Here is a 14,980-nt window from a genome sequence, read left to right as displayed (position 1 = left end):
GTCTTAGCCTGCTTGCTTCGGACTCGGTTATCCACATTTGAAGCGGTATATGTGGATAACTTTGTTCACAACTTGACAAATCACATCATTATTCGGGCAATATCAAAATTCCAGATTTTTTTGATGGATCATGAAAAATCGTGAACAATTGTGACGAATAATGCGAGTGAATGAGAGGCTGCCAATCATTTGCTCAAACTCCTGTATTTTATCCTCTTGAATTTATATTTTTATGATAGTTATGGAGCGGAACAAAAAAAGACACGACTCAACTGTGCCGTGTCTTGCTCATTCTTCTTCAATTAAGTTTGGACAGACCATTCTTCCAGAGACAGCCCTGGATCAGCCTTCATATCCAATGAGGTAAATTCCCCGCGCTTCCATTTGGCGTAGGCCGCAGCGCCGATCATCGCTGCATTATCTGTGCAATATTTCATCGATGGTACAAGCAGCTCGATTCCTTCGCGCTCACAGCGCTCCCGCAATGCTGTACGCAGTCCACGATTAGCAGCCACACCGCCACAAAGCAGAAGCTGCTTCGCACCGTATTCACGCATGGCACGAATCGCCTTTTCCACCAGCACCTCGACGACCGACTCTTGAAAGCCTCTTGCGATCGCTCCCACATGAACGGTTTCTCCGCGCATTTTCGTCTGGTTAATTACATTCAGCACCGCAGATTTCAAACCGCTAAAGCTAAAATCATAAGAATCCGGCTCCAGCCATGCACGCGGCAAAGTAACCACTTCCTCCGATTCATGAGCCACACGATCCACATGCGGGCCACCCGGATACGGAAACCCAATCGCTCTCGCTACTTTGTCGTAGGCTTCCCCAACCGCATCATCCCTTGTACGACCAATGAGTTGAAAATGACCTTCGGACTCCATCAGCACCAGCTCTGTATGTCCTCCTGACACAACGAGAGCAATGCACGGATATACGATATCATGCTCCAGCTGATTGGCATAAATATGTCCCGCGATATGATGCGTCCCGATTAATGGCTTGCCGAACGCTAAGGCAGCACTCTTGGCAGCGACAATTCCAACCAACAATGCGCCAACCAGTCCTGGTCCTTGTGTCACGGCAACCGCCGAAATCTCACGAGGGGTAATTCCCGATGTTTGCATGGCCTCGTCCAGCATATAGGTGATGCTCTCCACATGTTTGCGTGAAGCTACCTCTGGCACAACACCACCAAAGGCTTTGTGTGTTTCAATCTGACTGGAAATCAAATTTGAGAGCACCTCTGTGCCATTTTTCACGACGGAAACAGCCGTCTCATCACAACTCGTTTCCACTGCCAGTATATAGCAAGGCTCGCCGGAGGCGGAGCCTGTACCTGCTTTTTCCTCTTGCGTCATTGCTTCTGCACGCTTCCTTCCTGTTCACCGGATGCCCCATGCGCGGGAAGATCCGCCCACATGATCACGGCATCCTCGTTATTATCCGAATAATAGCCTTTGCGCACACCTGCGGGCTTAAAGCCTTTTTTCTCATACAAGCCCTGAGCGATCCGGTTCGTTACCCGCACCTCCAGCGTCATACGTTCCATCCCTAAATAAGAGGCCGTCTGCATCAGCTCATCCAACAGCTTGTCCCCAAGCTTGCGTCCGCGATAAGCCTCACGAATCGCAATATTCGTAATATGGGCCTCATCCATAATCGTCCACATGCCTGCGTAACCAATGGCTCGTCCGTCTAGTTCCATAATCATATATTTAGCGAAATGATTCATCGTCAGCTCATTGCGGAATGCTTCCTCCGTCCACGGCAGCGTGAACGCTTCATGCTCAATCTCCAGCACATCGGGAATATCATCCAGTTGCATCAAGCGAAACTCAAGTTTCTCTTCCCGCTGTATGTTCTTTGCCATGTTGTTCACCGCTCTCTTCAGCGCTGACGAAGCAGATTGGCTTCCGCCTCCGCCAGCTGGGTATAATTGGGAACCAGCGTATGTAGCTCGTCATGTTCTTGACGAAGCAGCTTATCCGCCCCAAGGCGGCCAACCCATCTTCCCTCCAGCTCATAAGGTACGATACGCAGCTCGCTCCAAGCACGCAGGCGCTCGGCTGTTTCGGCGTGAACCGCCGTTTCACCGACTAGCCAAATGACCGGAGGACGCTCTTCAGAAGGCAAAGCCTCCAGCCGTTGCAGCAGATCATCGGTCCAAGCAGTCATCAAGCGAATTGCATCTGGCTCCAGCCGTTGAGGGCTCTCGGTGTCGTCAACTGTATTCACGCCGAACAGCCCCGTGTAAACCTGACCACGGCGCGCATCCAGCACAGGCACAATCCAGTCTGCTGCCTGCGCTCCGGTTGAACCGTTATTCACAGACTCATTTTTATCTTCTTGTCCCTTCATCTCGATGCCGCGATTCCAACCACCCCACGCCAAAGCATGCAAAGTGGATATGGACGTCACCGGGATACCCCAGGCCCAAGCGAGTGTTTTGGCTGCGGTCACCGCAATCCGGATACCGGTATAAGACCCCGGTCCAACACCAACTGCAATACCATCTACATCATCTCGTGTCAGCCCTTCTTCATTCAGCAGTCGTTCCAGCTCGGTAATCACATGCACGGAGTGATTACGTTCGCCATAGACGTTGCTTTCTCCCAGCAATTCTCTTCCGTTCATCAGAGCGGCCGCCATCACGGTCGTCGCTGTATCTAACGTCAAAAACCGCTCACGCGGCTTTACATTCACATCTGTATGCTCTCTTTGCATGATTCAAACTCCATTCTCCCGCAAACTGCGGCACCATTGTTCATAAGGCTCGCCGTACCCGGTCAGGTGAATCAAGCGCTCCCCCACATCCGTTGTTTCTATATACATGTGAAGCCGCTGCTCCGGCAATATATCCGGTATAATACTACCCCATTCCACCAGACATACTCCTGTCCCGTAAAAATATTCGTCCAGCCCGAGATCCTCCGCCTCGTCCTGGGAAATCCGGTACACATCCATATGATACAAAGGCAATCGGCCCTCGTACTCCTTAATAAGGGTAAAGGTTGGACTATTAACGATACCCGGCACACCTAAATGACCGGCAAAAGCTTTGGAAAAAGCAGTTTTGCCCGCTCCCAGATCTCCATCCAGCACAATCACCGTTCCGGGAACCGCTTTGGCTGCCAAAAAACCAGCCAATGACCCGGTCTGTGCCTCTGAGACAGAACGGAACGTAAACTGCTCCTGCGAAATTGTCATATATTTTAATCACCTTTCGTCCGAATCGGACCGTTCCAACTTGTTCTTTATTATATAGTTCACCTTATGTCGCCGCAAGGCATGAAGACATGCTATTGTAAGTTAGTGATACACACAGGGAGGGATTGAAACGATGGGGCAAACCGTTTTACTCATGATTGATGTTCAGCAGGCTATGTTCATGTATGATGAGAAGCTGTATCGTGAGCAGGAAGTTGTAGCGCATTTGCAGCAGCTTTTGGACAAAGCCAGAGCTACAGGTACACCGGTGATTTTTGTACAGCATACCGATGAAGCGGATGAGGATTTCCGAGAAAACAGTGTAGGCTGGGCCATCGCCGACGTAGTGCGTCCTCTTCCTCATGAACGAATTGTCCGTAAATCATCCTGGGACAGCTTCTACCAAACCGAATTGGGCCATGTACTGAAGGAACTGGGGGCCGATCAACTCGTAATCGCGGGGATGCAGACCGAGTTTTGCCTCGACACGACTTGCCGAAGCGCCTATAGTCTGGGATACCAGAACAACGTACTCGTATTGGATGCGCATAGTACATTTGATAGCAAGGTGCTAAGCGGTGAACAAATCGTAGCTCATCATAATGGTATGCTTGGCAATCGTTTTGTGCGTTTACTTGCGACGGAAGATGTACATTTTTCGTGAGTTGTTGAAGTTTAATGTTCCAAGCCGATTGCTTTCAAGCAAGTCGGCTTCTTTTTTTGTTCATGCGAAAAAAGCGCACTTTCGGGTGACACTGTTAACAAGAAGCGAGCTAGCACAATATAACGAAGATCATGAATATTGAAAGGCAAAGCCGTCTTCAGAAAATTCTGGAGGCTTTTTTTATTACCCAGCGATGAGTTAGATGATATTGCGAGGAAAACTTTCTCACGTATGGATTGCAACTTTCATTTTTAACATAAAATTCAATTAATGATCATGATTTTCAGAAAAATTAAGAAATTAACAGAAAACGTTAGAATGGCCTAATTATTGTGGAGTATATGGCCCTATAAACATCTGTACATAGATATGTGTAAATATTTGGACATTGAGCAAAATCTGCATTAGAACTATGATGAAAATGGTTTTAATTTCCAATGAGAGAAGGCGATCGAACCGTCACACTCACTGTCTTAGGCACCATGATATGCCCGCATGCAAATGTATCTTGCAGTCGCTGCTTCTCGTAGGTTAAGAGCGGAAATTACGAATTGAAGTGCAATCATGGATGTATTGTGTTTTGAACACAGCGAAAGGAATGTGAGTTTTTAATGAAAAAAGTAGCTTTAGTAAGCCCGTTGAGAACAGCGGTCGGCTCTTTTAACAAAACCCTTGCGCCTCTAAGCGCTTCCGAACTGGGGGCAACTGTGATGACAGCATGCCTTCAGCAAAGTAAATTAGAGCCTTCTTTGATTGATCAGATTTATTTGGGAAATGTTCTTCAGGCGGGCAATGGACAAAATCCTGCCAGACAGGCGGCATTAAAAGCCGGTATCCCTATTGATGTACCCGAAACAACGATAAACACGGTTTGCGGTTCAGGACTTCATGCCGTTGCTTTAGCTTACAATTCAATATTGGCTGAACAAGGCAACATCGTCTTGGCCGGAGGCATGGAGAGCATGTCGAATGCCCCTTACCTGCTAAGGAATGCAAGAAACGGCTACAAACTTGGCAACAGTGAGTTGGTAGACTCCCTAGTGGCCGACGGCCTTACGTGCCCGATCAACCATTACCATATGGGAATTACCGCAGAAAATGTTGCCGAGAAATATGGAATTTCAAGACTTGAACAGGACGAATTTGCCTATCAAAGCCAGCTAAAAGCCGTAGAAGCAAAAAACAAGAAGCTTTTTGAAGAGCAAATTGTTCCGGTCATGATCAAAACCAAAAAAGAAACTATTTCTTTCACAGAGGACGAACACATAAGAGGAAATACAACGCAAGAAAAACTTTCTCAATTAAAACCTGCATTTAAGGAGAACGGGACGGTTACCGCTGGAAATGCTTCAGGAATCAATGATGGCGCGGCGGCCGTGCTTGTAGTGTCGGAAGACAAATGCAAGGAACATGCATTAAAGCCATTGGCATATATCAAGGGATATTCACTTGTTGGCGTTGACCCTGCATATATGGGAATGGGGCCAGTGAAAGCCATTTCGACACTTCTTAAGCAGCAAGGTATATCCATCGATGCCATTGATCTTTTTGAAATTAATGAAGCGTTTGCCTCACAAGCATTAGCGGTAGTGAAAGAGCTAGGGGTCAGTCCTGAGAAGGTGAATGTCAATGGCGGCGCAATCGCGATCGGGCATCCTGTCGGTGCCAGCGGTGCTAGGATATTGACTACGTTGGTTCACGAAATGGTGCGAAGATCTTCACGCTACGGCATCGCCTCGTTATGCATCGGAACAGGAATGGGAATAGCCATGCTAGTTGAAAATGCGCTCATTTAAAGTGCGTGTTCAGGATGACTTTTAGAACTATCTCTTAAAAGGAAGGGAGATCGCTATGAATCAAAAAGATGTACTTTCACTCCAATCTATGCCTGCGGCTAGCGGCAGCTACGGGCGCCCACCATACCGCTTCATCAACCGGGAATTTTTTATCATTACCTATGAGACCGATCCTGCTGCGATTAGACAGGCGGTCCCAGAGCCTCTTGAGCCGGATGGAAGCAATACGGTCTCCTATGAATGGATCAAGATGCCCGATTCATCCGGTTTAGGATGCTATGAGGAAAGCGGTATTGTCATTCCGTGTACTTTTCAAGGAGAACCCTGCAATTTTGTCGCCCAAATGTATTTGGATAACGCGCCTGCTATTCTGGGGGGACGCGAAGTCTGGGGATTTCCGAAAAAATGGGCAAAGCCTCGCCTGAGCGTGGAGGAAACGGAGACGCTGACGGGTACATTGCATTATAATCACGTCCTGGTGGCCACGGGAACTATGCCTTTCAAATATAACATTCTTGATGAAAAGGAAACGGCAAAAGCCATCGCAAAAATGCAAGTTAATTTAAAGCTAATTCCTGATGTTGACGGTACCCCCAAAATCGCTCAATTAGTAGCGTATAATCTCGAGAACATTACTGTAAAAGGCGCCTGGTCAGGGCCCGCCAGATTAAGCTTGATCCCCCATGTCAACGCTCCAGTGGCAGATTTGCCGGTTAAAGCTTATATTGGCGGGAAACATTTTATTGCTGATTTAACGCTTCCATATGGAAGAGTCCTCTACGACTATCTCCAATAAAGTTTGCTTTCCTAAAAATATATATATAAGGAGAAGGAACCATGAATAACAAAGTAATCTCCGCTGAAGAAGCAGTTAAGAAGGTCAAAGACGGAGACACGGTGATGGTCGGAGGTTTTCTGGCAGGAGGCTTTCCAGAGGACCTGGTTCGTGCGCTTGTCGACACCAATCCTGCCAGCAATCTTACGATTGTTTCCAATGACACAGGCACACCGGAATTATCTATCTATAAACTTGTAAAAAGCGGCAGAGTAAAGCGGATTTTTGCATCCTATATCGGCTCCAATCCGGAAACGGGAAGGCTCCTGATGACGAAAGAAGCTGAGGTCCAACTCTTCCCGCAAGGCACGCTCGCTGAAAAAATACGCGCAGGAGGAGCCGGTTTGGGCGGGGTTTTAACACCTGTAGGTGTAGGCACCGTTGTAGAGGAAGGAAAACAGAAAATCAAAATTGATGAAAAGGAATACTTGCTCGAACTGCCGCTCAAAGCCGATGTGGCATTAATTAGAGCCCATAAGGCTGATGAAGCGGGGAATCTTGTCATCAACGGCTCTTCACGTAACTTCAATATGGTTATGGCTACAGCGGCAGAGTATGTAGTTGCTCAGGTAGACGAATACGTAAAGACGGGTGAAATTGACCCCAATCATGTCAACGTTCCCGGAATATTTGTCGACGCAATTGTAAAGGTGGGTGAAAACGCATGAATAACAGAGAATTTATTGCTCGAAGAATAGCCCAGGAATTCAAAAATGGTGAAGTTGTCAACCTTGGTGTCGGATTGCCTACAATGGTAGTGGACTATATCCCCGAGGACATTCATATTATGCTGCAGGCGGAGAACGGAATCCTCGGTGTAGGCCCCAAAGCGGCTCAGGGAAAAGAAAGGCTCGATTGTATCGATTCAGGCGGAAACTACGTTACAACTATGGAAGGAGCATGCTTTTTTGACAGTGCACTTTCATTTTCCATCATCCGCGGAGGGCATGTGGACATCACCGTGCTGGGCGCCCTGGAGGTCGATGAGAAAGGCAACCTTGCAAGCTGGATGATCCCAGGGAAAAAGGTGCCAGGCATGGGGGGAGCCATGGATTTGGTGGTCGGAGCCAAGAGAGTGATTGTAGCCATGGAGCATGTGAACAAAAATGGAGCTCCGAAAATACTGGAACAATGTAAACTGCCCCTGACCGCTGTAAATGTTGTAAAGACCATAGTAACCGAAAAGGCTGTCATCGATGTTATTCCGGGTAAAGGGCTGATGCTAAAAGAAATTGCTCCGGGTTTGTCGGTGGAAGATGTTCAATTAGCAACAGAGGCTAAACTGATGGTTTCACCACATTTGAGAGCCATAGCAGTATAAAGGTCATCATAGAAAGGAACCAGCTGCACCTTCAAATTAACTTGTCTGGCGTTTAACATGCTCTCTCGACTGCATTTATTATTACAAATAAGGTTCGCTAATTGCTCATTGAGCAATTGCGAGCCTTTTTTTGTTGGAGTGGGACCTTTCAAGCAGCATTCTGCGATGAAAGACTACAGCTGTCCAAGATCTTTCTACAGCTATACCCCATACTATGGAAAAAAATCTGTTTTGGTGCTCCTCTTCTATTGTTCTTCCAGACGATCCACACGGACGGTTTGGGTATTGGTGGGTCTGCTACCTATCTGTACAGTGGCCATACCGTTCGCTTCGTCTACATGCTCAATCCAGATCGGTTTTCCATCCATTTGTACGGCAATGGTATCGGGCGAATCATAAATAGCTTTTGCTCGTTCCACGTTCATGCTATTCTTCCCCTCCTGATTGTTATTGTCTGCATTCATTCAGAAATATAGTTCACCTAGTCTTCATCTATAATCCGTTCAACATCTAATGAAGGGATGCTATGAGAAGGCGAAGTTGAAACTACAGCCTCCAAATCCACATGAGCCACAGCTATGGGAAAAGGCGGTTGGATTCCATGGGAAAGGGCAAACTCTGGCGGCAATGCATCCTGTTCTCCTCCGGCGGGTCCCCGAAAGGCGACATGGTTTTGACCTACACGATGCCTGATTTGCCGAGGAAAGGATTTTCCGGACATAAATTGTGTACCTCCTTTTGAATCGGATATGCCTTACTATGCACCAAAATTGCTGTAACCATGCGCAAGCAGAAGTAAATCGCAGTCTTCATTTGCACCTCATACAATCACTTGTACGAAGCATACTAAGTGAAAAATCATATGCTCACAGCCGAGCGTTGGAATCGAAGGATACAAAATGAGGATTTAAGAAAAGGGGGACTGGCGTTATGCATACGGTCTGGAAAGGCGCAATCAGCTTCGGGCTGGTTCATGTGCCCGTTAAAATGTTTTCAGCGACGGAGGATAAGGACATTTCCATGCGTTATATTCACAAGGAGTGTGGAAGCCCACTTAGCTATGTACGAAAGTGTCCCGTTTGTGATAAAGAGGTTGAGTGGGAGGAAATTGGAAAAGGCTACGAATATGAAAAAGGAAAATTTGTCATGTTCGACAAGGAGGAACTGGAGCAAGTTAGCGGACAAGCGGATAAAAATATTGTCATTTTAGATTTTGTGGATTTGCAGGAAATTGATCCGATTTACTTTCAGAAAACCTATTATTTGTCCCCGGATCAAGCTGGCTCCAATGCGTATAAGCTGCTCATGAATGCGATGAAGGATACCGGGAAAATCGGGATTGCCCAAATCTCCATCCGCTCTAAAAGCAGCCTGGCGGCTATTCGGGTGTTGGATGAATGCTTGGCGGTGGAGACGATGTTTTACCCAGATGAAATTCGCCCCATTGCTCAAGTTCCTAACTTACCGGGGCAGGAGGAGGTTAAAGAGAAGGAGCTAACTATGGCAAAAATGCTGATCGAGCAGCTATCTACACCTTTTGATGCAGCGAAGTATACGGATCAGTACCGCGAGCGTCTGCTGGATCTCATTCAGCATAAAGTGGCTGGTGAAGAGGTGCGAATCGCCCCAACACAACCTCAGACCAACGTAGTAGATTTAATGGCCGCCCTTCAGGCCAGCATCGAGGCAGTGCAACCTGTCGTTACCGATCCCGGCCCTGCTGCGAAAAAACGTCCTGCGCGTAAACCAGCAGCCCCAACAGCACAGCAGGCTGTTGCAGGCGAGAACATCTCTCCGACTCCAGTCAAAAAGAAAAGAAGCACTGCCAAACGTAAAGAAACTTAAGCTGAGTTACAGAAAAGTCTGGCTAAGGGGTGGCGGTGAGACTACTTTGATACGATAGTAGCTGACTGAACGCCCCCCGCTCCTCTTGTTCCAGTTGGCGGTAGTTCCCCTGCTGTATGACCTCGCCTTGATCCAGTACGACAATTTGATCCGCATGTCTGATGGTTGACAGGCGGTGAGCGATGATGATCAACGTCATTTGACCTTTCATCCGTTCCAGTGCTGCCTGAATTGCAGCTTCATGCTCACCATCCAGCGCACTTGTCGCTTCATCTAGTATAAGCACCGGAGGATGATGCAAGACAGCCCGTGCTAATACTAGCCGTTGACGTTCTCCTCCAGACAGACGAATCCCGCGATCTCCAATGACCGTGTTCAGCCCTTCGGGCAGTCTGGATACAAAGCTGTCTGCGGCTGCAAAATGTAACGCCTCCCATAGTTGCTGCTCACTAGCATCCTTATCTGCCAGCATCAAATTTTCGCGGACAGTCGCATGAAATAAAAATGGGTCTTGTGACACGTAGCCAAACGACTGCCGCCACTGGGGCAACAATTCGTCGTCCAGAACAAGCCCGTCTATTGTAATCTGCCCCCCAGTTGGACGTAAAAAACCCATCAGGACATCGACCATTGTACTTTTACCTGCTCCCGATTTCCCTACTATGGCTGTCATTCCCCGGGCGGGTATGAACAAATTGATACGATGCAGCGCAGGCTCTGCTGCACCATCGTAGCGATAACCCAGATGGCTGCATTCAATTCCATGACGAAGGGACAGGGGTTGCCGTACAGCTGCAGATGATAGATTGAATACCGATGGATCGGAGAAAGCTTCGCACTCCTGTTGCACCTTGGTGACACTTTCAAAAGCGGAAATCATAGACATGATGTATTCCAGACTCGCTTGAATAAGGGCAAATCGGGGCCATAAGCGGGAAAATATAAGAATCAGCACAATCAGTTTTTCAGATGTAACATGCAGCCACTGCAACGATATAAATATGACACAAGCGACAAAAACAGCTGCCGCTGTACGATGAAAAAACTGTGTGGTCGCATTTTGCCGGACAAATTGGGTCGTATTATCCTCCATTCGTTGTGTCAGGGAGCGAAACCAATGGATATTCGCCGCTTCCAACAGATTGCTTTTAATATCTTTCATGCCGTTCATGTGATCCGTAATTCCAGCAAAATAAACCTGCGACAGCTCAGTCGTACGATCACCTAATTGTTTGGCATTTCGAATGGAGCGGCGGAACACGACAAACAGCCCCAATCCACTCAGAAATACCAGTCCGGTTAAAGAGGGGGACAACCAAAAAGCCAGCGCAATCTGGATCAGCGTAAACATGACGGCTGTAGTCAGTTGAAGAAGCAAATTCGTTCCCTGACTGACACGCGCCAGCTCAGTCGTCATCACATGGCTAAAATCAGATTTACGCTGACGCAAATAAAAAGCCCACTGCGCCTTCATAAAGGAAGTGTACACGTCTACTCGCAGAGAACGCATAAAACGCTGCTGAATCCGCGAATTCAGGATGGATTGGTAACGCTGAAGCAAAGCCTGCCCTGTAAGCAGCACTACAAAAACCATCAACATCCCCGGCAACAGCCAGCTTTTAGGAATGAACGCCAAAAAATGATCCAATCCATCAGACAGAAATGGCATCCCTGAATGACCGACAAATACGCCGATGGCCGCCAGCATAGGAACAAGCATATAAATGCCAAAACCCTCCAGCAGGCTAACAATGATCATACATCCAATATTGAGAAATAACGCACCGCCGTTCACGCTATACAGCTTTGTCATATATAATCGCAGGTGAACCATAATGCACACTCCTTATCGAGTCAGTGCTTTGAAAATCGCCGCTTCAGCCAAAGAAATGGACGTAAAGGGATATACAAAAAATGCAGCTGGCGAGGCAGTGGAAAAACGGCCGAATCCCCCGTAGAAGGAAACAAACGGCTGATGAGGTAACTTAGTCTGTGTCTTGGCTCTTTTAAGGAAAGCAAGTAAGTGCGGCTGACCGGCTGATGGGCAGCCGCCGTGTTTCTGGTCATGACTTGGCTGGAGGCGGCAGCTGGAGTAATGGGGGCACAACTGGTAGCGGTGCTCATCGGGCTATAGTCGTCGTTACTGTCACCTTCTGTGATGCTAGTAACGCCAATGGTGGCAAGCATGGCTGCTTCGCCACAGGTACTACACAATGAAGGACCGCCATCCAGAGGGGCGGCCTCCGCTTGCTCCGCCAAAGCTCTGCTGCGCAGCAGCTCTGATGGAGCAAGCCTACCTGTACCCGACCCGTGGGCAATCGGGTATGGTGCGGGAACGCTGGCCTGCATGAAGGCCAGCGCGCTCAGCGCGAGCCTGTGCGCCTGCCGGGTAGCCGATACCGGACGCATCGGCTCTGGTATCGGCGTACCCAACAGCGCAGCGGCGAGCGCCCAGGCCTGCCCGCCAGCAGGCAGGCCCCCGTAGCGGCGCATCATCGGCAGTAGCGCCTCCCAATCGACAGCACATGCCGCAAGCCTGTCGATGTCAACCAGCCAGCGCAGCCTGAACCAGCCGTGACGCGCACCATGCGCACTCAAGTACAGAAATTGATGCTCGCTGCCAAGCGTATACATACATGACGTCATCGCAGTCCTGTTGTCGGCAGGTGCCAACGGTACCATCCGACTGGCTCCTGTAGCTTTACCCATTTGCCGACAGCTCCACAGCTCGTCAAAAGAGGGTTCCCCACCCCCATCCGGGTGAAGACGCCAATGCAACTCTATCTCTACCCGTTTTTGCGGATGGAGGTAGGATGCATGATGGTCCTTCCATTTCCAACTGCCAAGGACACGCACTTCTCCGCTCTTGGACGCATATCCGGCTTCCTTCATCCAATGCTCAGCCTCATCCATATCGTCAGGGGCAATGAGTAAATCGATGTCTTTGGAGGTACGCAGAGAAACATCCCCGTACAATTGCTGTGCCAGAGCAGGACCCTTCAGTATAAGCACACGGATTCCATGAGTTATGAGCAGCCTGGTCAGACGCCCGGCTTCTGCTTGAAGATGGAGCATGCGAAGCGTGTTTCGATGATATTGCGCCTGAAGGTTTCGCAACAATTCTGCGGGAATGAACGGATGATTCAATGTTTTCAGTTGGAGATACACTGTAGGTACCACTCGATGGTGCTCGGTCAGACGTAAAAAGCGGACCCAATCCATCTCACGCAGCTGGGTAGCAGCAGTCTTATCCTGCCAATGAGAAAAGTCTTTCCCCAATAGAGAGAGTAACAACGTTAATTCCTGATCCTCATTCCAATTCGCAAGTTCCAAAACAGACTTGGTGGGCATGCATTCTTCTCCTTCGATTCTTTGGACTTCTTTTGTCTCATCGCGTTAAAGTAAATAACTACCTTTATCTGCCATCTTTGTATTTGTATCCGTCACAGCACGTCTCCCGAATATCCCCACCACCGTAAATGCTTCCATCTCCCGTTTCCCCGTGACATAAATCGGTCCGCTACGTACCCATGCATGTGCGGCCAAGCGGCCAGCGGCATTTTTGGCTGTGCCCAGATACAGCGTGCAGTCCAGTTTTCTACGTCCCAGCAACGTCATCGCCGCAGCGGCTTGTACAAGACAACTACTGCGCCAAGGAGTATAACGGCTTGCCAGCTCCACAGCGTGCGAAATCTGCTGAATGGACTTCTCCTGCCCGACATCACACTGCCATGGAGTTTCTTCCATACATATGCCCCAAATCCTTGAGTAATCCCCAAAAGAACGACACTGGCGCAGCCTCGCCCATCCCAGCTCCAGCCAAGCTTCCGGCAACAATCTCCTGACCTCTGGAGACAGGAGAAGAAGCCGTTGTATCCGCATATTATACCGACTCCCGTAGAAGCTTTAACAGTCCTTCCCGCTCCAACTCAGCCACAAAGGTATGTACCTGCTGTCTGCACTGTTCCTCGTCCACCTCATATTCGTTCGTCAGGACAGTTACGATATCGCCAAGTGAAGGACCGGATTCTGCCAGTTCCCAGATTCGTCCTCCTGTGAAGCCTAAGTTGTAATATTTACCAGTGTTAATACTCATCATCACTTTTTCCCCGTCCATATCACTGACGTAGACCTCTTCACCGTAAATGACGCGATAATGGTCTTTAGCTGGATTAGTGGCTCCCATAACTCTTTTCCTCCTTACGAATGATATCAAGTACCCGTTGTACAACCTCGGACGCAGTAAAGACGGAACTATCCCTCAGCAGCCGCCAGCCCTCTATTTTACGAGCCATCCTAGCCGCTGTATCAAACGACCATTCACTCAAACCCATTCGAGGAATAATCACCCTACGATATGTATGTTGTAGTAATGTATGCAAGCACTCCAGAACGTTCAAGGGCTGTTCCGTAACTGCCACTAACTCCCCTTCGCGCATCAACGCACGGATTGGTGAATCTGCCACTAGCTCAAATACGCCCCCTAAGGGCAGCGGATCGTTAAAAAATTCATCTACGGCGGGTACGGCATATTTATTCAGCTCATCTGCAAGCATACGCAGATCTCTGTATTGTGGCATTACAGAATTGGCATCCGTTAGGGACCGTATGTGATTTATTGTGCGTGCATGCTTGTTCTCCCGTAAAGCCTCCAGTTGGAGCAAGCTATCCAACCCCAGCTTTTGCTGCGGATAAGCTGGATACACGATGGCTGAGGAAGCCGTAGCTTCTACAGCAATCACGTCATCACTAACCATCTGATAACCTGCCTGCCTAAAAGTAGCCGCCAGTGTCGATTTCCCCGTACCCGATTCACCCACAAATGCGTAGGCCCTCCCCCCAATGACGACCGCACTTCCGTGAATAGGTAATATTCGTCTTTGCATCAGCAGAACACCCATGCACGTACCCAGCACAAATAGCCGCACGGTGTCAGGATCGGCCCCGGAGAATATGCTTACCTCGATTTCCTTGCCTTCTCTGACGGCATAAATGGCCGTGCCTGGTATTTGGAACATAAATCGTTCATCCAGCATCACAAAATTGGCCTGTTCCAGCTGACCACTCCATGCAGTCAAATCAGCCTGTCGAATGACTACATCCTCTACTGCTTCCGGTGCTGCCAGGAGAAGCTCAGGCAGATTCAGTTCACTGGCAATCCTGAGTCCAAAGGCTGTATATTTCGTCCAACTAACATTTGCACTCCTGTCATGCACGGTAGGACTCACTCCTCTGTCCTTAAAAATCCCGTCTTTATTTCTTGGGCAAAACCTCTAACCCGAAAGAAATAAAGACGGCTCTGT

The 14,980-nt window shown here is 48.6% G+C and carries 17 protein-coding genes; 6 read left to right on the top strand and 11 right to left on the bottom strand.

Translation table 11 applies throughout. The features are described from left to right. Positions 1-302: 302 nt before the first annotated feature. The 4 genes from tsaD to tsaE are packed head-to-tail and all read right to left on the bottom strand — an operon-like array spanning position 303 to position 3,216. Complete coding sequence (tsaD, locus tag ACUYLD_RS01210; RefSeq protein ID WP_023987471.1) at positions 303-1,367, bottom strand: tRNA (adenosine(37)-N6)-threonylcarbamoyltransferase complex transferase subunit TsaD; 1,065 nt, start codon at positions 1,365-1,367, stop codon at positions 303-305. Beyond that, on the bottom strand, positions 1,364-1,879 hold the full coding sequence (rimI, locus tag ACUYLD_RS01205; protein WP_039269584.1) for a ribosomal protein S18-alanine N-acetyltransferase: 516 nt from the start codon (positions 1,877-1,879) through the stop codon (positions 1,364-1,366). Before rimI ends, tsaD begins: the two co-directional genes overlap by 4 nt. A 17-nt stretch (positions 1,880-1,896) precedes the next feature. Beyond that, positions 1,897-2,733, bottom strand: a complete 837-nt coding sequence (gene tsaB / locus ACUYLD_RS01200) for a tRNA (adenosine(37)-N6)-threonylcarbamoyltransferase complex dimerization subunit type 1 TsaB (protein WP_250267701.1) — start codon at positions 2,731-2,733, stop codon at positions 1,897-1,899. A 3-nt stretch (positions 2,734-2,736) separates the two neighbouring features. Beyond that, entirely contained in the window at positions 2,737-3,216 is a 480-nt protein-coding gene (gene tsaE, locus ACUYLD_RS01195; RefSeq protein WP_023987468.1) for a tRNA (adenosine(37)-N6)-threonylcarbamoyltransferase complex ATPase subunit type 1 TsaE, read from the bottom strand. A gap of 133 nt (positions 3,217-3,349) precedes the next feature. On the opposite strand from tsaE, the gene ACUYLD_RS01190 reads away from it, so the two are divergent. The 5 genes from ACUYLD_RS01190 (at position 3,350) to ACUYLD_RS01170 (ending at position 7,832) form a co-directional block, all read left to right on the top strand. After that, positions 3,350-3,880, top strand: a complete 531-nt coding sequence (locus ACUYLD_RS01190; RefSeq protein ID WP_061829613.1) for a cysteine hydrolase family protein — start codon at positions 3,350-3,352, stop codon at positions 3,878-3,880. A gap of 611 nt (positions 3,881-4,491) precedes the next feature. Then, positions 4,492-5,676 carry an acetyl-CoA C-acetyltransferase gene (locus ACUYLD_RS01185; RefSeq protein ID WP_446674273.1) on the top strand — a complete coding sequence of 395 codons (1,185 nt, stop codon included), beginning with the start codon at positions 4,492-4,494 and terminating at the stop codon, positions 5,674-5,676. Positions 5,677-5,731: 55 nt separating this feature from the next. Next, a complete protein-coding gene (locus tag ACUYLD_RS01180) occupies positions 5,732-6,472 on the top strand; it encodes an acetoacetate decarboxylase (RefSeq protein ID WP_446674272.1) in 741 nt (246 codons plus the stop codon). Between the two features lie 41 nt (positions 6,473-6,513). Continuing rightward, a complete protein-coding gene (locus tag ACUYLD_RS01175; protein WP_235307615.1) occupies positions 6,514-7,179 on the top strand; it encodes a CoA transferase subunit A in 666 nt (221 codons plus the stop codon). After that, a complete protein-coding gene (locus ACUYLD_RS01170) occupies positions 7,176-7,832 on the top strand; it encodes a 3-oxoacid CoA-transferase subunit B (protein ID WP_446674271.1) in 657 nt (218 codons plus the stop codon). The genes ACUYLD_RS01175 and ACUYLD_RS01170 overlap by 4 nt, the downstream gene beginning before the upstream one ends. A gap of 245 nt (positions 7,833-8,077) precedes the next feature. On the opposite strand, the gene ACUYLD_RS01165 is transcribed toward ACUYLD_RS01170, so the two are convergent. Continuing rightward, positions 8,078-8,257 carry an H-type small acid-soluble spore protein gene (locus ACUYLD_RS01165; RefSeq protein WP_069291346.1) on the bottom strand — a complete coding sequence of 60 codons (180 nt, stop codon included), beginning with the start codon at positions 8,255-8,257 and terminating at the stop codon, positions 8,078-8,080. A 56-nt stretch (positions 8,258-8,313) separates the two neighbouring features. Then, positions 8,314-8,553 carry a hypothetical protein gene (locus ACUYLD_RS01160; protein ID WP_061829618.1) on the bottom strand — a complete coding sequence of 80 codons (240 nt, stop codon included), beginning with the start codon at positions 8,551-8,553 and terminating at the stop codon, positions 8,314-8,316. A gap of 209 nt (positions 8,554-8,762) precedes the next feature. On the opposite strand from ACUYLD_RS01160, the gene ku reads away from it, so the two are divergent. After that, a complete protein-coding gene (gene ku, locus ACUYLD_RS01155) occupies positions 8,763-9,677 on the top strand; it encodes a non-homologous end joining protein Ku (protein WP_013309197.1) in 915 nt (304 codons plus the stop codon). 22 nt (positions 9,678-9,699) lie between these two features. Here ku and ACUYLD_RS01150 read toward each other — a convergent pair whose 3' ends face one another. From ACUYLD_RS01150 to ACUYLD_RS01130, 5 genes are read right to left on the bottom strand one after another with little or no spacing between them, the layout of a single operon-like run. Further along, positions 9,700-11,511 (bottom strand): ABC transporter ATP-binding protein, encoded by a 1,812-nt coding sequence (locus ACUYLD_RS01150; protein ID WP_446674270.1) that lies wholly within the window; start codon positions 11,509-11,511, stop codon positions 9,700-9,702. Positions 11,512-11,531: 20 nt separating this feature from the next. Next, positions 11,532-13,028: a nucleotidyltransferase domain-containing protein gene (locus ACUYLD_RS01145; RefSeq protein ID WP_446674269.1), complete on the bottom strand. Its 1,497-nt coding sequence runs from the start codon at positions 13,026-13,028 to the stop codon at positions 11,532-11,534. Between the two features lie 45 nt (positions 13,029-13,073). Beyond that, on the bottom strand, positions 13,074-13,559 hold the full coding sequence (locus ACUYLD_RS01140; RefSeq protein ID WP_446674268.1) for a lasso peptide biosynthesis B2 protein: 486 nt from the start codon (positions 13,557-13,559) through the stop codon (positions 13,074-13,076). Position 13,560: 1 nt separating this feature from the next. After that, positions 13,561-13,863, bottom strand: coding sequence for a lasso peptide biosynthesis PqqD family chaperone (locus ACUYLD_RS01135; RefSeq protein WP_348621824.1), 303 nt, complete (start codon positions 13,861-13,863; stop codon positions 13,561-13,563). Beyond that, on the bottom strand, positions 13,850-14,893 hold the full coding sequence (locus tag ACUYLD_RS01130; RefSeq protein WP_446674267.1) for a serine kinase: 1,044 nt from the start codon (positions 14,891-14,893) through the stop codon (positions 13,850-13,852). The genes ACUYLD_RS01135 and ACUYLD_RS01130 overlap by 14 nt, the downstream gene beginning before the upstream one ends. Between the last annotated feature and the right edge of the window lie 87 nt (positions 14,894-14,980).

The sequence above is a fragment of the Paenibacillus sp. SER-28 genome (assembly GCF_052906305.1).
Note: the sequence above shows the minus strand (reverse complement) of the source record. Positions and strands in the feature narration are given on the sequence as shown.